19 protein-coding genes are annotated in these 20,890 nt (G+C 72.8%); 11 read left to right on the forward strand and 8 right to left on the reverse strand.

From position 1 onward, the window contains the following. Positions 1–23 precede the first annotated feature (23 nt). The 7 genes from pgsA to ACN27B_RS20885 all read left to right on the forward strand — a co-directional run bounded on the left by pgsA (position 24) and on the right by ACN27B_RS20885 (position 5,948). Positions 24–644 (forward strand): phosphatidylinositol phosphate synthase, encoded by a 621-nt coding sequence (gene pgsA, locus ACN27B_RS20855; protein ID WP_091578233.1) that lies wholly within the window; start codon positions 24–26, stop codon positions 642–644. Beyond that, positions 641–1,573, forward strand: coding sequence for a phosphatidylinositol mannoside acyltransferase (locus ACN27B_RS20860; RefSeq protein ID WP_099161586.1), 933 nt, complete (start codon positions 641–643; stop codon positions 1,571–1,573). Before pgsA ends, ACN27B_RS20860 begins: the two co-directional genes overlap by 4 nt. Positions 1,574–1,584: 11 nt before the next feature. Continuing rightward, complete coding sequence (locus tag ACN27B_RS20865) at positions 1,585–2,745, forward strand: glycosyltransferase family 4 protein (protein WP_099161585.1); 1,161 nt, start codon at positions 1,585–1,587, stop codon at positions 2,743–2,745. Positions 2,746–2,827: 82 nt separating this feature from the next. After that, positions 2,828–3,331, forward strand: a complete 504-nt coding sequence (locus ACN27B_RS20870; RefSeq protein WP_091578224.1) for a hypothetical protein — start codon at positions 2,828–2,830, stop codon at positions 3,329–3,331. Between the two features lie 130 nt (positions 3,332–3,461). After that, complete coding sequence (pdxS, locus tag ACN27B_RS20875; RefSeq protein ID WP_099161584.1) at positions 3,462–4,373, forward strand: pyridoxal 5'-phosphate synthase lyase subunit PdxS; 912 nt, start codon at positions 3,462–3,464, stop codon at positions 4,371–4,373. 73 nt (positions 4,374–4,446) lie between these two features. Further along, positions 4,447–5,052, forward strand: a complete 606-nt coding sequence (pdxT, locus tag ACN27B_RS20880; protein ID WP_091578217.1) for a pyridoxal 5'-phosphate synthase glutaminase subunit PdxT — start codon at positions 4,447–4,449, stop codon at positions 5,050–5,052. Between the two features lie 146 nt (positions 5,053–5,198). After that, positions 5,199–5,948 (forward strand): YebC/PmpR family DNA-binding transcriptional regulator, encoded by a 750-nt coding sequence (locus tag ACN27B_RS20885; RefSeq protein ID WP_099161583.1) that lies wholly within the window; start codon positions 5,199–5,201, stop codon positions 5,946–5,948. Positions 5,949–6,039: 91 nt separating this feature from the next. Here the strand turns inward: ACN27B_RS20885 and ACN27B_RS20890 are convergent, their stop codons facing one another. The 5 genes from ACN27B_RS20890 to ACN27B_RS20910 form a co-directional block, all read right to left on the reverse strand. Further along, the gene (locus tag ACN27B_RS20890; RefSeq protein WP_099161582.1) at positions 6,040–6,438 is read right to left on the reverse strand and encodes a hypothetical protein; all 399 of its coding nucleotides are present in this window, start codon (positions 6,436–6,438) and stop codon (positions 6,040–6,042) included. 77 nt (positions 6,439–6,515) lie between these two features. Then, positions 6,516–7,577: an ABC transporter permease gene (locus ACN27B_RS20895; protein ID WP_422741314.1), complete on the reverse strand. Its 1,062-nt coding sequence runs from the start codon at positions 7,575–7,577 to the stop codon at positions 6,516–6,518. Continuing rightward, positions 7,574–8,467, reverse strand: a complete 894-nt coding sequence (locus ACN27B_RS20900) for an ABC transporter ATP-binding protein (protein ID WP_422741315.1) — start codon at positions 8,465–8,467, stop codon at positions 7,574–7,576. The genes ACN27B_RS20895 and ACN27B_RS20900 overlap by 4 nt, the downstream gene beginning before the upstream one ends. Before the next feature lie 81 nt (positions 8,468–8,548). Continuing rightward, positions 8,549–9,241 (reverse strand): response regulator, encoded by a 693-nt coding sequence (locus ACN27B_RS20905; protein WP_091578205.1) that lies wholly within the window; start codon positions 9,239–9,241, stop codon positions 8,549–8,551. Next, positions 9,238–10,521, reverse strand: a complete 1,284-nt coding sequence (locus ACN27B_RS20910) for a sensor histidine kinase (protein ID WP_422741316.1) — start codon at positions 10,519–10,521, stop codon at positions 9,238–9,240. The genes ACN27B_RS20905 and ACN27B_RS20910 overlap by 4 nt, the downstream gene beginning before the upstream one ends. Before the next feature lie 124 nt (positions 10,522–10,645). Between ACN27B_RS20910 and ACN27B_RS20915 the strand changes: the two genes are divergently transcribed. After that, positions 10,646–11,206: a GNAT family N-acetyltransferase gene (locus ACN27B_RS20915; RefSeq protein ID WP_099161578.1), complete on the forward strand. Its 561-nt coding sequence runs from the start codon at positions 10,646–10,648 to the stop codon at positions 11,204–11,206. A gap of 62 nt (positions 11,207–11,268) precedes the next feature. On the opposite strand, the gene ACN27B_RS20920 is transcribed toward ACN27B_RS20915, so the two are convergent. Both ACN27B_RS20920 and ACN27B_RS20925 read right to left on the reverse strand, forming a co-directional pair. Continuing rightward, positions 11,269–12,213 carry a permease prefix domain 1-containing protein gene (locus ACN27B_RS20920; protein WP_422741317.1) on the reverse strand — a complete coding sequence of 315 codons (945 nt, stop codon included), beginning with the start codon at positions 12,211–12,213 and terminating at the stop codon, positions 11,269–11,271. Next, positions 12,210–12,551, reverse strand: coding sequence for a PadR family transcriptional regulator (locus tag ACN27B_RS20925; RefSeq protein ID WP_091578193.1), 342 nt, complete (start codon positions 12,549–12,551; stop codon positions 12,210–12,212). The genes ACN27B_RS20920 and ACN27B_RS20925 overlap by 4 nt, the downstream gene beginning before the upstream one ends. Before the next feature lie 185 nt (positions 12,552–12,736). On the opposite strand from ACN27B_RS20925, the gene dnaE reads away from it, so the two are divergent. The 3 genes from dnaE to ACN27B_RS20940 all read left to right on the forward strand — a co-directional run bounded on the left by dnaE (position 12,737) and on the right by ACN27B_RS20940 (position 19,617). Beyond that, on the forward strand, positions 12,737–16,270 hold the full coding sequence (gene dnaE / locus ACN27B_RS20930; RefSeq protein WP_422741318.1) for a DNA polymerase III subunit alpha: 3,534 nt from the start codon (positions 12,737–12,739) through the stop codon (positions 16,268–16,270). A gap of 56 nt (positions 16,271–16,326) precedes the next feature. Then, complete coding sequence (locus ACN27B_RS20935) at positions 16,327–17,715, forward strand: cation:dicarboxylate symporter family transporter (protein WP_355523864.1); 1,389 nt, start codon at positions 16,327–16,329, stop codon at positions 17,713–17,715. An 864-nt stretch (positions 17,716–18,579) separates the two neighbouring features. Next, positions 18,580–19,617 (forward strand): aminotransferase class V-fold PLP-dependent enzyme, encoded by a 1,038-nt coding sequence (locus ACN27B_RS20940; RefSeq protein ID WP_099161575.1) that lies wholly within the window; start codon positions 18,580–18,582, stop codon positions 19,615–19,617. Positions 19,618–19,630: 13 nt separating this feature from the next. Here ACN27B_RS20940 and ACN27B_RS20945 read toward each other — a convergent pair whose 3' ends face one another. After that, positions 19,631–20,803: an acyl-CoA dehydrogenase family protein gene (locus ACN27B_RS20945; protein ID WP_099161574.1), complete on the reverse strand. Its 1,173-nt coding sequence runs from the start codon at positions 20,801–20,803 to the stop codon at positions 19,631–19,633. Between the last annotated feature and the right edge of the window lie 87 nt (positions 20,804–20,890).

Raw genomic sequence — 20,890 nt, forward strand, 5'->3', positions numbered from 1 at the left:
CCGGCCGTTATCGTGGGACCGCCATGGCGAAGATCTTCCAAGTGACGGCCCGCGCGGGCATGACCCGCGTCGTGGAGCCGATCGCGCGCGGACTGCTCCGCGCGGGCGTGTCCCCCAACGCGGTCACCGTGACCGGCACCGTCGGCGTGCTCGTCGGCGCGCTCGGCTTCGGCGCGCGCGGCCACCTGGTCGCCGGCGCGCTGATCGTCACGGTCTTCGCCCTCACCGACCTGCTCGACGGCACGATGGCCCGGATGAGCGGCGGCTCGACCCGGTTCGGGGCGTTCCTCGACTCGAGCATGGACCGGGTCGCCGACAGCGCGGTCTTCGGCGCGGTCGCCTACTGGCTGGCCACCGAGCACGACCACTCCGGCGTGGCCGCGGCGCTGATCTGCCTGGCCGCCGGCGGCCTGGTCTCCTACGTGAAGGCCCGGGCCGAGGGGCTCGGCATGACCTGCAACGTCGGGATCGCCGAGCGCACTGAGCGGCTGCTCATCGTCGGCGTCGGCGGCCTGCTCACCGGCGTCGGCGTCCGCCCCGCGCTGGAGATCGCGCTCTGGCTGCTCGCCGCCGTCTCGATCTTCACGGTGGGGCAGCGGATGGCCCACGTGTACCGGCAGGCCCAGCGGGTCGGCGCGGAGTGAACCTCACCGAGGCGGGCTTCGTCGCGGGCTGGCGCCTGATCCGGGCGCTGCCCCGGCCCGTCGCGGCCGCGGCCTTCCGGGCGGGCGCCGACCGGGCCCACCGCAGGGACGGCGGGGGTACGCGTCGACTGCGCGCCAACCTGCGCCGGGTGGTGGGCCCGGAGCTGCCCGAGGCGGAGCTGGACGCGCTGGTGCGGGCGGGCCTGCGCTCGTACGCCCGCTACTGGATGGAGGCGTTCCGGCTGCCCGGCCTGGACCGGGCGGAGATCCTCGCGGGATTCCGCCTCGACGGCGCCGACAAGCTCGCCGCGGACGTGGCGGCCGGGCGCGGCGCGGTGGTGGCGCTGCCGCACGCCGGCAACTGGGATGCCGCCGGCGCCTGGGTGGCCGCCACCGGCTGGCCGATGACCACCGTGGCCGAGCGGCTTCCGGACGGCGTCTACGAGCGGTTCGTCGGGTTCCGGGAGGGGCTGGGGATGGAGATCCTGCCCAACCGCGGCGGCCCGCGTCCCGCGTTCGACGTGCTGGTGGACCGGCTGCGCGCCGGTTACGTGGTGCCCCTGCTCGCCGACCGGGACCTGTCGGCCCGGGGCGTGGAGGTGGACTTCTTCGGCGGCCGGACCCGGATGCCGGCCGGTCCGGCGCTGCTGGCCATCCGCACCGGCGCCCCGCTCTACGTGGCCTCGATGTGGTACGAACCGGACGCCGCCTGCGCCTCGATCGACGGCCCGCTGCCGCTGCCGGCCGAGGACAGCGCCCCGCTGGACGCCCGGGTCCGCGTGGTGACCCAGCGGATTGCCGACGGTCTGGCGGCGGGCATCGCCCGGCATCCGGAAGACTGGCACATGCTGCAGCGGATGTGGCTGGACCAGGGTCCGCAGGGCGCGCCCACGTCGGCGCAGCCGCCGACCACCACCGGGACGGTCTAGAGGGGGCGCAAGTGCGGATCGGCATCGTGTGCCCGTACTCCTTCGACGTCCCGGGCGGGGTGCAGAACCACGTCATGGACCTGGCCGAGGCGCTGCTCGGGCTCGGCCACGAGGTGAGTGTGCTGGCCCCGGCCGACGAGGACGCGCCGTTGCCGCCGTACGTGGTGTCGGCGGGCCGGGCCGTGCCGCTGCCGTACAACGGTTCGGTGGCCCGGATCGCGTTCGGCCCGGTCTCCACCGCGCGGGTGCGCCGTTGGATCACCCGTGGCGACTTCGACGTGCTGCACGTGCACGAGCCGCTCACCCCGAGCCTGTCGATGCTGGCGGTGCTCTGCGCCCGCGGCCCGGTGGTGGCCACCTTCCACACCGCGATGACCCGCTCCCGGGTGCTCTCCGCCGCGCAGGGGGTGCTGCGGATCGTGCTGGAGCGGATCACCGCCCGGATCGCGGTCAGCGCGCTCGCCCGCAAGGTGCAGGTCGAGCACATGGACGGCGGCGCGGTGGAGATCCCCAACGGCGTGGCGGTGGCGAAGTTCGCCGGGGTGGCGCCGTTGCCCGACTGGCCGGGGGAGTGCGGCCCGGGCGCTGGCGGCACGCTGGGGTTCCTGGGCCGGTTCACCGAGCCGCGCAAGGGCTTCCCGATCCTGCGCGACGCGTTCGTCGCGCTCGCGCCGCGCCGCCCCGGGCTGCGCCTGCTGGTGGCCGGCCCGGGCGATGCCGACGAGCTGTACGGGCGGTTCCCGGCGGACCTGCGCGAGCGGGTCACGTTCCTCGGGCTGGTCTCCGAGGCGGACAAGGCACGCATGCTGCGCAGCGTGCACCTCTACGTCGCACCGAACACCGGCGGGGAATCCTTCGGGATGATCCTCACCGAGGCGCTCGCGGCCGGCACCACCGTGGTCGCCAGCGACCTGGACGCGTTCCGCCGGGTGCTCGACGGCGGGCGGGCCGGCCGGCTCTTCCCGACCGGCGACGCGGTGGCGCTGGGCGCGGCGCTGACCGAGCTGCTCGACGACGACGGCCAGCGGGCCGGGCTGACCGCCGCCGGCGACCAGGTGGTGGCGAATTTCGACTGGCCCGTGGTTGCCCGCCGCGTTCTGGAGGTATACGCAGCCGCGATCGAGGCCACCGACGGCCGGGTCATGGACCAGGAGTGGGCGGGGCTGGGCTGACCGCGGTGGCCGGTGGGGCCGCTGTGACGAGCGCGTCGACCGGTGCCCGCGCCGGCCGGCCGGGATGAGGAGCAGCACTACGATGCCGGGCATGTGGTGGGTGGTGGGCGCGGCCCTGGTGCTCGGGCTGGTCTCGGCGTACCTGATCTGGACCTCCGGCCGGGTGCAGCGGCTGCAGGTCCGGGCGGACTCGGCGGCCCGCGCGCTCGACGCGCACCTGCTCCGCCGGGCGGCCGCCGCCGCGGTGCTGGCCGAGCAGCGGTACGGCGTGGAGCTGTACGCCGCCGCCCGGATCGCGCTGGACGCCGCCCCGGAGGAGCGCGAGGCCGCCGAGAACGACCTCACCCGGCAGTTGCGCGCGGTCCGGCTGGACCCGGACGACGCGGCCTGCGCGGCGGTGATCGCGGCGAGCCGGCGGCTGGCGCTGGCCCGGCAGGTGCACACCGACCTGGTCCGGGACGCCCGGTCGGCCCGGAGCCGTCCGGTGGTGCGGCTGTTCCGGATGGGACGGGGGCGGGAGTGGCCCCGCTACTTCGACATCGACGACCCGACGGTGGTCCCGCGCGCGGACGTCACCACCGGCTGACCGGGCCGGGGCTCGTGACGGCGGCCACAGGGCAGGCCACCGGGGGGCCGATTGGCTGTCGGAGCGGCGTCGCGCCGGTCGTAGCATTCCAGCGCAGCCCCCTCCCCAGCCCGTCGAGGAGCGATGACCCGTGTCTGAATCCACCGCACCGACCACCGACGCCACCGTCGGCACCGCCCGCGTCAAGCGCGGCATGGCCGAGATGCTCAAGGGCGGCGTGATCATGGACGTGGTCACCCCCGAGCAGGCGAAGATCGCCGAGGACGCCGGCGCCGTGGCCGTGATGGCCCTGGAGCGCGTGCCGGCCGACATCCGCGCCCAGGGCGGCGTGTCCCGGATGAGCGACCCGGACATGATCGACGGCATCATCTCGGCCGTCTCCATCCCGGTGATGGCCAAGGCCCGCATCGGCCACTTCGTCGAGGCGCGGATCCTCCAGGCGCTCGGCGTCGACTACGTCGACGAGTCCGAGGTGCTGACCCCGGCCGACTACGCCAACCACATCGACAAGTGGGCGTTCACCGTCCCGTTCGTGTGCGGCGCGACCAACCTGGGCGAGGCGCTGCGCCGGATCACCGAGGGCGCGGCCATGATCCGCTCGAAGGGCGAGGCGGGCACCGGGGACGTCTCCAACGCCACCACCCACATGCGGAAGATCCGGCAGGAGATCCGCCGGCTCCAGTCGCTGCCGGCCGACGAGCTGTACGTCGCGGCGAAGGAGCTGCAGGCCCCGTACGAGCTGGTCAAGGAGGTCGCCGAGCGGGGCAAGCTGCCGGTCGTGCTGTTCACCGCCGGCGGCATCGCCACCCCGGCGGACGCGGCCATGATGATGCAGCTCGGCGCCGAGGGCGTGTTCGTCGGTTCGGGCATCTTCAAGTCCGGCAACCCGGCCCAGCGGGCCGCCGCGATCGTCAAGGCGACCACGTTCCACGACGACCCGGACGTGCTGGCCAAGGTGTCGCGCGGTCTGGGCGAGGCGATGGTCGGCATCAACGTCGACGAGATCCCCCAGCCGCACCGCCTCGCCGAGCGCGGGTGGTGAACCGAAGGAAGGGCCCCTTCTTAACGCCTCCGGTAGAGGCGGGGCCCCTTCTTAACACCTCGAAGGGAGCGGTGTGACCGGACCGGTGATCGGCGTGCTCGCGCTTCAGGGCGACGTACGCGAGCACGTCGCGGCGCTGGCCGGCGCGGGCGCCGACGCCCGGGCGGTGCGCCGGCCGGGCGAGCTGGACGCGGTCGACGGCCTGGTGGTGCCCGGCGGCGAGTCGACCACGATCAGCAAGCTGGTGGACATCTTCGAAATGCGCGAGCCGATCGACAAGCGGATCGCCGCCGGCATGCCGGTCTACGGCTCCTGCGCCGGCATGATCATGCTGGCCACGGAGGTGCTGGACGGCCGCCCCGACCAGCGCGGCTTCGCCGGCATCGAGATGACCGTCCGGCGCAACGCGTTCGGCCGCCAGGTCGACTCGTTCGAGGCGCCGGTGACGCTCGCCGGGGTCGACGGCGAGCCGTTCCACGCGGTCTTCATCCGCGCGCCCTGGGTCGAGCGGGTCGGCCCGGGCGTGGAGGTGCTCGGCCGGGTCACCGACGGCCCGGCGGCCGACCGGATCGTCGCGGTCCGCCAGGGGAACCTGCTGGCCACGTCGTTCCACCCGGAGCTGACCGGCGACCTCCGCCTGCACCGTCACTTCGTCGACGTGGTCCGGGCCGCCGCCTGACGGCCGCCGACCACGCCGAGCGCGGCGCCGGCCGTCGTGGCGGTGCGCCCGTGGGTGCCGGCCGGCCGTGGCCTCGGTAGGATTGCCGGGTTCGGCTCCGGCGCGGGCTGCGGACGCGGGCGTGGATCACTAACGGAGGTACTCAGATGTCCGGCCACTCAAAGTGGGCGACCACCAAGCACAAGAAGGCCGTGATCGACGCCAAGCGCGGCAAGATGTTCGCCAAGCTGATCAAGAACGTCGAGGTGGCGGCCCGCACCGGCGGCGGCGACCCGGCCGGCAACCCGACCCTCTACGACGCCATCCAGAAGGCGAAGAAGAACTCGGTCCCGAACGACAACATCGACCGCGCGGTCAAGCGCGGCTCCGGGCTGGAGGCGGGCGGCGCCGACTGGCAGACGATCATGTACGAGGGCTACGGCCCGAGCGGCGTGGCGATGCTGATCGAGTGCCTCACCGACAACCGCAACCGCGCCGCCACCGAGGTGCGCACCGCGCTGACCCGCAACGGCGGCTCGCTCGCCGACGCCGGCTCGGTGTCGTACATGTTCTCCCGCAAGGGCGTGGTGATCGTGCCCAAGGCCGACACCAGCGAGGACGACGTGATGATGGCCGTCCTCGACGCCGGTGCCGAGGAGGTCAACGACCTCGGTGAGGCGTACGAGGTGGTCTCCGAGCCGGGCGACCTGATCGCGGTGCGCACCGCCCTGCAGGACGCCGGGATCGAGTACGAGTCGGCCGAGTCCTCCCTGATCCCCAGCGTGAACGTTCCGCTGGACGAGGAGGGCGCGCGCAAGATCTTCAAGCTGATCGACGTGCTGGAGGACTGCGACGACGTGCAGAACGTCTACGCCAACTTCGACGTCTCCGACGAGGTGATGGCCGCGGTCGGCTGACCCGGACCGCCACGACGGCCCGACACCCGGACCTCCCGGGTGTCGGGCCGTCGTCCATGGTGGACGTCGCGATGCTCGTCGCGGCCCGTCGTCAGTCGCTCGTCGCGCGCTCGGCGATGGCCGGCAGGGCGCGCGCGAACGAGGCGAGGCTCTTGTACGGCTCGCCGTCCAGCACCCGCGCGGCCAGCCCGAACGGGAAGCCGGTCACGCCCAGCGCGGAGACCGCCGGCGCCCCCGGCGACCTCTCGTGCGTGACCCACTCGCCGGCGTAGGCGCGGACGACCACCTCGCCGGTGTAGGCCCCGATCAACCGCCACCACAGGTCCAGGCGCTCCGCGGCGAGCGGACCCTCGGCGATCAGGTCGGCGCACACCCCGTCGAGCGTCGACAGACTCTCGGGCGACCAGTCCAGCCGGTGGCCGAACTGCCGGGACACCAGGTCGACGCACTCGTCGGCGAGGGCGCGCAGGTGGGTCGGGTCCGTACTCATGGTCGGCGATCTTCGCACAGGTCGGACCGGCTCCGCCGCCCCGCCGGCCGGTCCCGGGCCGGGCGGGGCGGCCGCGGTCAGCCGACCGTCTCGCGCTGCCGCCAGGCCGCACGCACCGACGTCCGCCCGTTGGTGCGCAGCAGCGAGCCCTGGTAGATCCGCGCCCCGGCGGCGAGGAAGCCGGCCGCCGCGACCAGCAGCAGCGCCAGCGCCACGAACGGCTCCCAGGTCGCCGCGTCGCCGGTGAACAGCCGCACCGGCATCGCGGTCGGCGCGGACAGCGGCAGGTACGACAGGATCCGCATCGCGGTGCCGTTGTCGTTGAGGAACACCACCGCGAAGAACGGCGCCATCACCGCCAGCTGCACCGGGGTGGACGCCCCGGCGATGTCCTCCTGCCGGTTCACCAGCGCGCCGGCCGCCGCCCACATCGCCGCCAGCAGCAGGAAGCCGAGCAGGAAGAAGGGCACGAACCAGCCGAGCGCGGGGGCGACCAGGTCGAGCAGGTCCCCGCCGCCGGTCAGCCGCAGCCCGGTCACGGCGGCGACCGCGATCAGCGCCACCTGTCCCAGCGCCAGCGCGCCGGCGGCGACGATCTTGCCGGCCAGCAGCGCCCGGACCGGCACGGCGGCGACCAGGATCTCCACGATCCGGGTCTGCTTCTCCTCGGTGACGCTCTGCGCGACCTGGATGCCGAAGGTCTGGGACATGATGAAGAAGACGAACGCGAAGGCGAACGGCACCAGGTAGGCGGTGACCGGGTCCACCGCGTCGGGGTCGAGCAGCCGCACCTGCGGTGCCGCGCTGAGCGCCTGGACCACGTCGTCCGGGGCCCGCTGGTCGCCGAGCACGGTCGGGCCGGCGACCAGCGCCGCGTCCGCGTCGCCGTCGCGTACCGCCCGCTCGGCGGCCGCGTCGTCGGCGACCACGAGGACGTCCAGGCCGGCCGCGCGCAGCGGGCCGGCGGCCGCGGCGGGCGCCGCCACCGTGGACGGTCCGCCCTGCAGCATCGCCGGCAGCACCGTGGAGGCGATCGCGATGAGCAGGAAGACCAGGGTGCCGTAGAGGAACGTCTTGTCGCGCAGCTTGACCCTGATCTCGCGGGCGGCGACCAGCCGGGTGGCCTGGTAGGTGTTCACTGGTTGACCTCTCGGAAGATCTCGGCGAGGGACGGGGTGACCGGGTGGAAGGCGCGCACCGGGCCGCGGGCCAGCGCCGCGCGCAGCACGGACTGGTCGTCGACGCTGGGTTCCAGGTCGAACACCGCGCGGGCGCCGTCGAGGTCGACCAGCTCCACGCCGTCCTGGTCCCGCAGCCAGCCGGCGTCGCCGTCGACCACCAGCTCGAACCGGGGCAGGGTGTACGCGGCGCGCAGCTCCTCCCGAGGGCCGGCGGCCCGGATGGTGCCGCCCGCGATGATCACCAGGTCGTCGCAGAGCCGTTCCACCACGTCGAGCTGGTGGCTGGAGAAGAGCACGGGCGCCCCGGCGGCGGCCCGTTCCCGCAGCACCGCGACCACCGTGTCGACGGCGAGGGGGTCGAGCCCGGAGAAGGGCTCGTCGAGGATCAGCACCTCCGGGTCGTGCACCAGCGCGGCGGCGATCTGCGCCCGCTGCTGGTTGCCCAGCGACAGCGTCTCCAGCAGGTCGTCGCCGCGCTCGCCGAGGCCGATCCGCTCCAGCAGCGCGTCGGTACGCCGGCGCGCCGCCGGCGCGTCCAACCCGTACAGGCGGCCGAGGTGGGCCACCTGCTCGCGGGTCGTCATCTTCGGGTAGAGGCCCCGTTCCTCCGGCATGTAGCCGAACCGCCGCCGGGCGTCCCGGGTGAGCCGGTCGCCCCGCCACGTCACCTGCCCGGCGTCGGGGGCGAGCACGCCGAGGATGATCCGCATCGTGGTGGTCTTGCCGGCGCCGTTGCCGCCGACGAACCCGGTCAGCCGGCCGGCGGTCACGTCGAAGGTGACGTCGGAGAGCACCTGACGTCCGTCGAAGCTGCGGTCGACGCCGTCCAGGTGGAGCACGCTGGTCATGCGCCCGACGCTACGGTCGGGCGGGCGCGACGGCGTCCCACCAGGGGTTGATCATCGGGGTCCGCCGCGCGGCGGATGCCGTCAGCCGCCGGGCCGCACGATGCCGTGCTCGTACGCGAAGATCACCGCCTGGACCCGGTCGCGCAGTCCCAGCTTGGCCAGCACCCGGCTCACGTGGGTCTTCACGGTCGCCTCGCCGACGTGCAGGACGGCGGCGACCTCCGCGTTGCTGGCGCCCCGCGCCACCAGCGCCAGCACCTCACGCTCCCGGGGGGTCAGTTCCGCCGTCGCGGCGTCGTGCCGAGGGTCGGGCGGCGCGGCACCGGGACGGGCGAAGGTGGAGATCACCCGGCGGGTGAGCGCGGGCGCGATCAGTCCCTCGCCGCGCGCCACCACCCGGACCGCCTCGACGAGGTCCTCGGGTGTGCCGTTCTTGAGCAGGAAGCCGCTCGCCCCGGCCCGCAGCGCCGCGAAGAGGTAGTCGTCGCGGTCGAAGGTGGTGAGGATCAGCACGGCCGGGCCGTCGCCGGTGGCGTCGTCGGTGATCCTGCGGGTCGCCGCCAGCCCGTCGAGCACCGGCATCTCCACGTCCATCAGCACCACGTCCGGTCGTAGCGCGGCGGCCATCGCCACCGCCCGCTCCCCGTCGGCAGCCTCCCCGACCACCTCGATGTCGTCCTCCACCTCGAGGATGATGCGGAAGCCGCTGCGGACCAGGTGCTGGTCGTCGACGAGCAGGACCCGGACCGGCCCGTCCGGCGCCGGCCCGGTCACGCCGCCCGCCCGGCCGTCTCGGCGGCCAGCGGCAGGCGGGCCCGCACCCGGAAGCCGCCACCGGACCTCGGCCCGGCCTCCAGCTCACCGCCGTGCGCGGTGGCCCGCTCACGCATGCCGATGAGGCCGAGTCCGCCCCCGCCAGCGGACCCTCCGCCGCGCCCGTCGTCGCTCACGTCGACCTCCAGCTCCCGGTCGAGGTAGCGGATCCGCACGTCCAGCGACGTGGCGGACGCGTGTTTGACCACGTTCGTCACCGCCTCCTGCACGATCCGGTACGCCGCCTGGGACACCGAGCGGGGCAGCGGCGTCGGGTCGCCGTACACCCCGAGGCGGGCCCGCAGCCCGGTCTCGCGGGCCCGGTCGACCAGCGCGGCGACCTGCTCGATGCCGGCGGTGTCGGTGGGCCCGGCGCCGGACGCGACGCTCGGGTCCCGCAGCACGCCGAGCATCCGACGCAGCTCGTCCACCGAGGTGCGGGCCGTCTCCTCGATGGCGGTCAGCGCGGTACGCGCCTTGTCCGGGTCGCGGTCGAACACCCGCCGGCACGCGGCGGCCTGCACGCCCATGACCGACACGTGGTGGGCGACCACGTCGTGCAGCTCCCGGGCGATGCGGACCCGTTCCCCCATCACCGCGCGTTCGCGCGCCTCCTCCTGCGAGCGGCGCAGCTGCTCGGCCTGCTCCCGCAGCTCGTGCCGGCGGCGCGCGGCCACCCAGGCGGTCTGGCCGGAGTAGTAGGCGAAGGCGAAGAACAGGGCGTTGTACAGGACGCCGTTGATGACGGCCGCGAGCACCGGCGGCACCGGGCCGGCGGCGCCGTCGAAGGTGCTCGCCGAGAGCTGGTCGGCGCGCAGCGCGAGCGACAGTCCCAGCCAGCCGAACATCGCGCCGATGATGGCGACCCGGACCCGCCCGGCCAGCCGCCGGTCGGTGCCCCAGGCGCCGAGGGTGTAGAGCGCGGCGAAGAGCGCCCCCGACGGGAGCTGGGACAGCGGGACCGCCCGGGCCTGCCCGGCGATGAAGGCGATCGAGATGAACACCGCGACCGCGGTGGGCCACCGTCGGCGCAGGGCCAGCGGCGCGGTCGCCGCCGCCGTCCAGAAGATCTGCTCGGCCAGGCTCGGCGGCGGCCCGAGCAGGAACGCCCCGGTGCTGCGGGCGAGGGTCAGCTCGAACAGGGCCAGCACGGTGACTCCGAGGCCGATCCAGAGGTCGGTGCGGAGCTGCTCGGCGGTGGGACCCGGCCGTCGCCAGCCGGTGGTGTTTGCGGTGCTCACCGTACGACCATGCCACCCGCCCCCGCCCGCCCCGACCGGAAGGGCACCCCCGCCACCCGACCCACCCTGATCGACGAGGGAAACCGGCCTGACCGGGGCGCGGGTGGGGGCGTAGCCTGCCTCGGTGCTCGTACCCGATCTGCCGCTGCGCACCGGGCGCCTGGTGCTGCGCGCCTTCACCACGGCCGACCTGGCCGTCGTCCGGGACTACCGGGGCCGCCCGGAGGTCACCCGCTTTCTCTACCAGGAGCCCTACGACGACGAGTCGGTGCGGCCGGCGATCGACCGGATGGTCCGCCGGACCGCGTTGCGGGCACCGGGCGACGTGCTCCAGTTGGCGGTGACGTTGCCCGACACCGGCGTGGTCGTCGGGGACGTGCTGCTGAACTGGACCAGCGGCGAGCACCGGCAGGGCGAGATCGGCTACGCGGCCCACCCGGACCACACCGGTCGGGGCTACGTCACCGAGGCGGCCCGGGAGCTGCTGCGACTCGGCTTCGACGGGCTGGGCCTGCACCGGATCGTCGGTCGGCTGGACGCCCGCAACACGGCCTCCGCCCGGGTGCTGGAGCGGTTGGGCATGCGGCGCGAGGCGCACCTGCGGGAGAACGAGTTCGTCAAGGGGGAGTGGACCGACGAGGCGGTCTACGCCCTGCTGGCGCGGGAGTGGCGCGCGGCGGCCTGAGGCCCGGCGTACCCGAGGGCCCGGCGCGCCCCGTGCGGGCGGCGCCGGGCCGGTCAAGACCCTCAGCGGCGGGCGCGGACCGCCTTGACCGCGCTGTCGATCACGTCCCAGACCGCGATGACCACGGTGACCACCACGGCGATCCGGGCGACGTCGTCCGCCCCGCCCTCGCGGAGCCAGGCGAACCGCTCGACCAGGTCCGGGTTGAGCATCCGGTCGGTCAGCAGCAGCCACACCACCGGCGCCGCGAACGCCAGGTTGAGCAGCGCGTTGACCCCGACCAGCGGCCAGGTCCACCGGCCCGACCGGTACTTCGCGATCTCCAGACCGACGGTGGCCAGCAGCACCACGATCAGCGCCGGGAGCCAGAAGCTCCAGAGCGCCGGGTCGAGCACCGGCAGCCGGGAGCCGTCGCCGCTGGCCCAGTGCTGGAAGTGCTGCCCGACGAGGACGCCGACCGTGCCGAGCAGGAACACCACGGACGCGACGCTGTCCGGCTGGCTGATCTGCCGGTCGTGGGTCTCCTCGGGGAGCTGGTCGACGGTCCACTCGGGCAGGCCCAGCGGGGTCCGGGTGCGCTCCAGGACGGCGAAGGACAGCGTGACCCAGAACGCGATCTGCACGGCCGTCTGCAACGCGCTGGCGATGCCGGCGCCGATCGCCGCGCCCGGTTCGCCGCCGACCGTCGCCTTGACCACGCCGGTGACCACGCCGACGATCGCCGGGATCCAGGTGAGCAGCATCCGCAGCACCCGCCACCAGAGCAGGTAGTAGCGCGGGCCGATGAGCTGGAGCGTGCGGTCGCTGTAGCGGGCCGCGAGCTGCTCGGGGTTGCCCATCTCGGTGAGCACCTCGCGCTCGGCGGAGGCGTGGTCCTGCCCGCCCGCGGTCCGGTCGTCGATCATGTCGGCGATGGAGGCGCGCAGCTCCTCGGCGAGCTCGGCGCGGCGGGGCGCCGGCACGGTGCGCAGGGTGGCCGCGAGATAGCGGTCGGTCAGGGAACTCATCGCCCTACTCCTTCGATCAGCTGGGTGACGGACGTCTGGACCGCGGTCAGGTCGTCGAGCAGGCGGCCCAGCACCGTCTCGCCGTCGTCACTGGTGCGGTAGAACTTGCGCGGCCGGCTCTCCTCGGTGTTCCACTCGCTGGTCAGCAGGCCCTGTTCCTCGAGCCGGCGCAGCAGCGGGTAGAGCGTGTTGGCGTCGACCGCGAAGCCGTGCGCGGCCAGCCGTTGCAGCAGGGCGTAGCCGTAGTCGGGGCGGCGCAGGGCGACCAGGCTGGCCACCACGATCGTGCCGCGTCGCAGCTCCTGGAGGTGGGTCCGGAGGACCTCGTCGGTGACCATGTGACACACGATAGTGTGTGCCACACACCATTGCAAGCAGATACACCGTCGTGTGGCATACACCGGTCCGTCGGGAGAGACGCCGGCCACCCCCGGCGCGGACGGTGGAGCCGGTCGGACCGCCTCGGTAGGGTGGGTCGGTCGACTCCGACGCAGCTTGATCCACAACCCGGGGGGCGCCACGCATGGGCGATTCGTTCGCGCATCTGCACGTACACACCGAGTACTCGATGCTCGACGGGGCGGCCCGGCTCAAGGACCTGTTCGCCGAGGCGGCGCGGCTCGGCATGCCGGCGGTGGCGATCACCGACCACGGCAACATGCACGGCGCGAACGACTTCTACAAGCAGGCCATGGCCGCCGGGGTCAAGCCCATCCTCGGCGTCGAGGCGTACGTGGCGCCGGAGTCGCGCTTCCACAAGGCACGGGTCAAGTGGGGGCGCCCCGAGCAGAAGAGCGACGACGTCTCCGGCAACGGCGCCATCACCCACATGACCATGTGGGCGGCGAACCGCACCGGGCTGCACAACATGTTCCGGCTCAACTCCCGCGCCTCCATGGAGGGCCACTACGTCAAGTGGCCCCGGATGGACATGGAGCTGATCGCCGAGCACGCCGAGGGCATCATGGCCACCACCGGCTGCCCGTCCGGCGCGGTGCAGACCCGGCTGCGGCTCGGCCAGTTCGACGAGGCGCTCAAGGTCGCCGCCGCCTACCAGGACATCTTCGGCAAGGACAACTACTTCCTGGAGATCATGGACCACGGCCTCGACATCGAGCGCCGGGTCCGCGACGGGCTCACCGAGATCGCCCGCAAGCTCGACATCCCGCCGGTGGTCACCAACGACTCGCACTACACCCACGAGGCCCAGGCCGAGGCGCACGACGTGCTGCTCTGCGTGCAGACCGGCAGCAACGTGGCCGACCCGAACCGGTTCCGGTTCGAGGGCGGCGGCTACTTCGTCAAGTCCGCCGACCAGATGCGCGCGGTCGACTCCTCCGAGCTGTGGCAGCAGGGCTGCCGCAACACGCTGCTGGTGGCCGAGAAGGTCGACCCGACCGGCATGTTCACCTTCCACAACCTGATGCCGCGGTTCCCGATCCCCGACGGCGAGACCGAGGAGTCCTGGTTCCGCAAGGAGACGTTCGCCGGGCTCAAGCGCCGCTTCCCGAACGGCATCCCGGAGGGCCACGTCGTCCAGGCCGAGTACGAGCTGGGCGTCATCATCCAGATGGGCTTCCCGTCCTACTTCCTCGTGGTCGCCGACTTCATCCAGTGGGCCAAGAACCAGGGCATCGCGGTCGGCCCGGGCCGTGGCTCGGCCGCCGGTTCGCTGGTCGCGTACGCGCTGGGCATCACCGACCTGGACCCGATCCCGCACGGCCTGATCTTCGAGCGGTTCCTCAACCCCGAGCGCGTCTCGATGCCGGACGTCGACATCGACTTCGACGAGCGCCGGCGTGGTGAGGTCATCAAGTACGTGACCGACAAGTGGGGCGAGGACAAGGTCGCGCAGATCGCCACGTTCGGCACGATCAAGGCGAAGGCCGCGATCAAGGACTCGGCCCGCGTGCTGGGTTTCCCGTACGCGGTCGGCGACCGGATCACCAAGGCCATGCCCCCGGCGGTGATGGGCAAGGACATCCCGCTGTCCGGCATCTTCGACCCGAAGCACCCGCGCTACGCCGAGGCGGGCGAGATCCGGGGCCTCTACGAGTCCGACCCGGACGTCAAGAAGGTGATCGAGACCGCGAAGGGCATCGAGGGCCTGATCCGGCAGACCGGCGTGCACGCGGCCGGCGTCATCATGTCCGCCGAGCCGATCATCGAGCACATCCCGCTGATGCGGCGTGACTCCGACGGCGTCATCATCACGCAGTTCGACTACCCGACCTGCGAGTCGCTCGGGTTGCTGAAGATGGACTTCCTCGGCCTGCGCAACCTGACGATCATCGACGACGCGGTGAAGAACATCCGGCTCAACCACAACCTGGAGCTGGACCTGCTGGGCCTGCCGCTGGACGACCGGCAGGCGTACGAACTGCTCGCCCGCGGTGACACGCTGGGCGTCTTCCAGCTCGACGGCGGGCCGATGCGCTCGCTGCTGCGGCTGATGAAGCCGGACAACTTCGAGGACATCTCGGCCGTGCTGGCGCTCTACCGCCCCGGCCCGATGGGCGTCGACTCGCACACCAACTACGCGCTGCGCAAGAACGGCCTCCAGGAGATCACCCCGATCCACCCGGAGCTGGAGGAGCCGCTGCGCGAGATCCTCGCCCCGACCTACGGCCTGATCGTCTACCAGGAGCAGGTGCAGCGCGCCGCGCAGATCCTCGCCGGCTACACGCTCGGCCAGGCCGACCTGCTGCGCCGGGCGATGGGCAAGAAGAAGAAGGAGATCCTCGACAAGGAGTTCATCCCGTTCCGGGACGGCTGCCGCGAGCGCGGCTACTCCGACGAGGCCATCCAGGCGGTGTGGGACGTGCTCGTCCCGTTCGCCGGCTACGCGTTCAACAAGGCCCACTCCGCCGCGTACGGCCTGGTCTCCTACTGGACCGCCTACCTGAAGGCGCACTACCCCGCCGAGTACATGGCCGCGTTGCTCACCTCCGTCGGTGACGACAAGGACAAGATGGCCATGTACCTGTCCGAGTGCCGCCGGATGCGCATCCAGGTCCTCCCGCCGGACGTGAACACCTCGGCCGGCCCGTTCACCCCGGTCGGCAAGGAGATCCGCTTCGGTCTCGGCGCGGTGCGCAACGTCGGCGCGAACGTGGTCGGCTCGATCATGCGGTGCCGCGACGAGAAGGGCGACTACACCGACTTCTACGACTTCCTGTCCAAGGTGGACGCGGTGGTCTGCAACAAGAAGACCATCGAATCGCTGATCAAGGCCGGCGCGTTCGACTCGCTCAACCACCCCCGCAAGGGCCTGCTGGCGGTGCACGCCGATGCCATCGACGCGTACGCCGACGTCAAGCGCAAGGAGGCGGTCGGCCAGTACGACCTGTTCGGCGCCGGCTTCGGCGACGCGGACACCGGCGGCAGCACCACCGTGATGCCGGTCATCGGCGAGGGGGAGTGGGACAAGCGGGACAAGCTCGCCTTCGAACGCGAGATGCTCGGCCTCTACGTCTCCGACCACCCGTTGTTCGGCCTGGAGCACGTGCTCGGCGCCGCCGCGGACACCACCATCGCCGCGCTCTCCGAGGAGGGCACCGTGCCCGACGGCGCGGTCGTCACCCTCGCCGGCATCCTCTCCGGCGTGCAGCGCCGGGTCACCAAGCAGGGCCGGGCCTGGGCCTCGGCCACCCTGGAGGACCTGGCCGGCGGCGTGGAGACGCTGTTCTTCCCCAACACCTACGAGGTGATCGGGCAATACATCGCCGAGGACGCCATCGTGGTGGTCAAGGGTCGCGTCGACCGGCGCGACGACACCCCCCGGATCATGGCGATGGACATGTCCATGCCGGACGTCACCAGCAACCCGGCGAACAAGCCGGTCACCCTGACCATCCCGGTGCACCGCTGCACCCCGCCGCTGGTCGAGCGGCTCAAGGAGACGCTGGTGCTGCATCCGGGCGACTGCGAAGTGCACGTCAAGCTGCTCAACGGCGGCAAGGTCACCACGCTGCGCCTCGGCCCGTTCCGGGTCGCGCCGACCACCGCCCTGATGGGCGACCTGAAGAGCGTGCTGGGCCCGGCCAACGTGAGCTGACCGGCGGCGGCGTCGGACGGCGTGCGGTCCGGTGAGACCTGCTTCACAGTGTCGACATGGACACCACCACCCCCACCCCCGAGGCTGTCCGACCCGCCCGCCGGGACCGGACCCGGTACCTCTACCTGGCGGTCATCGTCGCCGTCGTCGCCGGCATCGTGGTCGGCCTCGTCGCGCCCGACGTCGGCAAGGCGCTGAAACCGCTGGGTACCGGCTTCGTCAACCTGATCAAGATGATGATCAGCCCGGTCATCTTCTGCACGATCGTGCTCGGTGTCGGATCCGTCCGGCAGGCGGCCAAGGTCGGCAAGGTCGGCGGCCTCGCGCTCGGCTACTTCCTGGTCATGTCGACAGTGGCTCTGGCGATCGGTCTCGTGGTCGGCAACATCATCCACCCCGGCGCGGGCCTGGACCTGGGCCCCGAGGTGGCCGACGCCGGCCGGTCCGCCGCCGGTGACGAGAGCGCCGGCACGGTCGACTTCCTGCTCGGCATCATCCCGACCACACTGGTCTCCGCGCTGACCGAGGGCGAGGTGCTGCAGACCCTGCTGGTCGCGCTGCTGGTCGGCTTCGCCGTGCAGGGGCTGGGCAGTCGGGGCGAGCCGGTGCTGCGGGCGATCGGCGTGCTGCAGCGCCTGGTCTTCAAGGTGCTGGCCATGATCATGTGGCTCGCGCCGATCGGCGCGTTCGGCGCGATGGCAGCCGTGGTCGGCGCCACCGGCGTGGACGCGCTGAAGAGCCTGGCCCAGATCATGCTCGGCTTCTACGCCACCTGCCTGATCTTCGTGATCGTGGTGCTCGGCCTGCTGCTGCGCCTGATCGCCCGGATCTCGATCTTCTCGCTGCTGCGCTACCTGGGCCGGGAGTTCCTGCTGATCCTCTCCACCTCGTCGTCGGAATCGGCGCTGCCCCGGCTGATCGCCAAGATGGAACACGTCGGCGTCGGCCGTCCGGTCGTCGGCATCACGGTCCCCACCGGCTACTCGTTCAACCTCGACGGCACCGCGATCTACCTGACCATGGCCTCCCTCTTCGTGGCCGACGCGCTGGGCAAGCCGCTGGCCGTCGGCGAGCAGATCTCGCTGCTGGTGTTCATGGTGATCGCCTCCAAGGGTGCGGCCGGCGTGACCGGCGCCGGCCTGGCCACGCTCGCCGGCGGCCTCCAGTCGCACCGGCCGGACCTGGTCGACGGCGTCGGCCTGATCGTCGGCATCGACCGGTTCATGTCCGAGGCCCGGGCGCTGACCAACTTCGCCGGCAACGCCGTGGCCACCGTGCTGGTCGGCACCTGGACCGGTGAGTTCGACCGCGACCAGGCCCGTGCCGTCCTGGCCGGGGACCGCCCGTTCGACGAGGCCAGCATGGTCGACGAGGACGACGACGAGCGCCCCGCCGAGGACACCCCGCCCGGCGCCGAGCGCCCGCTCGCCGGCTCCACCGCCTGACCCCCCCGCCGGCCCGCCCCGGGCTCGCCTCGCCTCGGCCCGGCCGGGCCCGGCCTGGCCTGGCTCGGCCTGGCTTGGCTCGGCTCGGCCCGGCGCGACCCGCCCGGCTTGGCCCGGCCCGGCCCGATGCGATTCGGCTTGGCCCGCCTTCACCAGGGGCAGGATTGGCTACGTAGTCCGCCTGCGGACCAGCCGCGCGCCTGGAGCGGCGCTTTCGTCGAGACGGGCACGGGCCGGAGCGCCCTACCTGTTGAGTCGGTCCATGTCCCGAGGCGGACCCCCGGACGCGACCGACCAGACAGGCACATGAGTTCCAACCGATATACCGCTGAGTCATAAATATGACTGAGCGGTATATCGGTCTTCAACCGTCGCCCTCATGCGGTGGCAGCGACGCAGGCCCGACCGCGATCATGCACCTTCGGTCCAGGCAAAAGGGACGGAGCGCCCAGGGAGGTGGCCGGAACTGCAAGATCGCGGGGCGCGGGGCGCGGGTGCAGGGAGGGGCCGAGGGTGAGGGCGCGAGGGCGGGGCCGAGGGTGAGGGCGCAGGGCAGGGCTGGGGGTGGGGGGTGCAGAGCAGGGCTGAGGGTGGGGTGTAGGGCGGGGCCGCGGGGCGAGGCAGGGGCGAGGCCGGGGCGGGGGCCAGCGCGGGGCGTGTGCGGGGGCGGGGGCCAGCGCGGGGCGTGTGCGGGGGCGGGGGCCAGCGCGGGGCGTGTGCGGGGGGGGTGTGTGAGGGGCGTGTGCGGGGGGGGGGGGTGAGGGGTGGGGGAGCGGAGTGTAGGGCGAGCGGGTGAGAAGCGTGGGCCACGGGGGTGGGATTGGTGGTTTCGGACGGGAGTCGGGGGTGGCTAGCGTCGGTGGCATGGAGCTGGAGCAGGCGCGGAAGTTGTGGCAGGTGGAGTCGGGCTGGTTGAACACGGCGACCTACGGGTTGCCGCCCGATCCGGTGTGGACGGCCGTGCAGCAGGTGCTCGCCGAGTGGCGGACCGGCCGGGTGTCGTTCGAGGTGTGGGACGAGTCGGTCGGCCGGTCCCGGGCCGCGTTCGCCCGGCTGGTCGGCGTGGACCCGGCCGACGTGAGCGTCGGCGCCGCCGTGTCCCAACTGGCCGCGCCGATCGCGGCGGCGCTGCCGTCGGGGGCCACCGTGGTGGTGCCCGAGGTCGAGTTCACCTCGATCCTGTTCCCCTGGCTGGTGCAGGAGGACCGGGGGGTGCGGGTGCGGACCGTGCCGCTCGACGGCCTGGTCGACGCGATCGACGCCGACACCGACCTGGTCGCGTTCAGCCTGGTGCAGTCCGCCGACGGCACGGTCGCGCCGTACGACGAGATCGTCGCGGCGGCCCGGGCGCACGGAGCGCTGGTCGTGGTCGACGCCACCCAGGCCTGCGGATGGCTGCCGTTCGCGGCCGACCGGGCGGACGCGGTGCTGGTGGGGGCGTACAAGTGGTTGATGGCGCCGCGCGGCGCGGCCTTCGCCTACCTGGCCCCGGCGCTGCGCGAGCGGATGCGTGCGGACGCCGCCGGGTGGTACGCGGGCCGCGACCCGCACGCCTCGTACTACGGCACGCCGTTGCGGCTGGCCGACGACGCCCGCCGCTTCGACATCTCCCCGTCGTGGCTCTGCTACGCGGGGGCGGCGCCGGTGCTGGAACTGCTCGCCGACCTCGACCTGGCGGCGGTGCGGGACCACGACGTGGCGCTGGCCAACCGGTTCCTGGCCGGTTTGGGCCGCCCGCCCGGCGACAGCGCGATCGTCAGCGTGGACGTGCCGGACGCCCAGGAGCGGCTGGCCCGCGCCGGGGTGCGCGCGGCGGTGCGGGCCGGGCGGGTGCGCGCCTCGTTCCACCTCTACACGACCGAGGCGGACGTGGACCGGGCGGTCGAGGCGCTGACCGGCTGACCCGGCCCCCGGGTCAGGCCAGGTGGCCGCCGATCTTCGTGTAGCCGCGCAGCAGGTCGCGGGAGATGATCAGCCGCTGCATCTCGTCGGTGCCCTCGAAGATCCGGTACAGGCGCACCTGCCGGTACCAGCGTTCGATCGGCAACTCCCGGGTGTAGCCCATGCCGCCGTGGATCTGGAGCACCCGGTCCACCACCCGGTTGACCATGCCGGCGCCGTAGAGCTTGCCCATCGAGGAGGCGTGCCGGGGATCGAGGCCCTGGTCGACCGTCCAGGCCGAGCGCAGGATCAGCCAGCGCGCGGCCTCCAACTCGGTCTCCGAGTCGGCGATCATCCACTGGATGGCCTGGTTGGTGGCGATCGGCGCGCCGAATGTCTCCCGGGTGTTGGCGTGGTCGATCGCCATCTGGAGGGCGCGTTCGGCGATGCCGACCGCGTGCGAGGGGATGGTGTAGCGGCCCTTGCCGATCCACTCCATGCCGAGCGTGAAGCCCTGACCGATCTCGCCGAGGATGTTGCGGTGCGGCACGCGTACGCCGTCGAAGACGAGTGAGGCCGGGCCGCCCTCGCCCATGGTCTGGATGAACTCCGACCGCCAGCCCATCGCCCGGTCGACCAGGAACGCGGTCGCGCCGCCGCGGCGGGCCCCCTTCTCCGGGTCGGTCACCGCCACCACGATGGCGAAGTCGGCGTCGTTGCCGTTGGTGATGAACGTCTTCTCGCCGTCGAGGACCCAGTCGTCGCCGTCGCGTCGGGCGCGCAGCTTGATGTTGGCCGCGTCCGAGCCCGCGCCCGGCTCGGTGATGGCGAAGCAGGAGATCCGTTCGCCCTCGATGGTCGGGATCAGGAACTCGCGCTTCTGCTCGTCGGTGGCGTGGAACAGGATGTTGTCGGCCTCGCCGCCGAAGCGGAACGGCACGAAGCTGCGGCCCAGCTCGGTCCAGATCAGCGACTGCATCACCGCCGGCAGGTCCATCCCGCCGTACTCCTCCGGGGTGGCCAGGCCCCAGAAGCCGAACTTCTTCGCCTTAAGCTGCAACTCGCGCAGCTCTGAGCGGTCCAGGCCGGGCCGGTGGGCGCGCTCACGGCGCAGCACCTCCTGCTCCAGCGGCAGCACCTCGCGGGTGACGAAGGCGCGCACGGTGTCCCGGACGGCCCGTTCCTCGTCGGACAGTGCGAAGTCCACGATGCTCCCTCGGTCGGCGTGGCGACCGTCGCGGCGGCGGCGGTCGCCTTTAAACTAGCGGTGCAAGTTTTCATCCGTCCAGCCCTC

Source organism: Micromonospora sp. WMMD754 (assembly GCF_049315235.1).
GTDB lineage: Bacteria > Actinomycetota > Actinomycetes > Mycobacteriales > Micromonosporaceae > Micromonospora > Micromonospora sediminicola.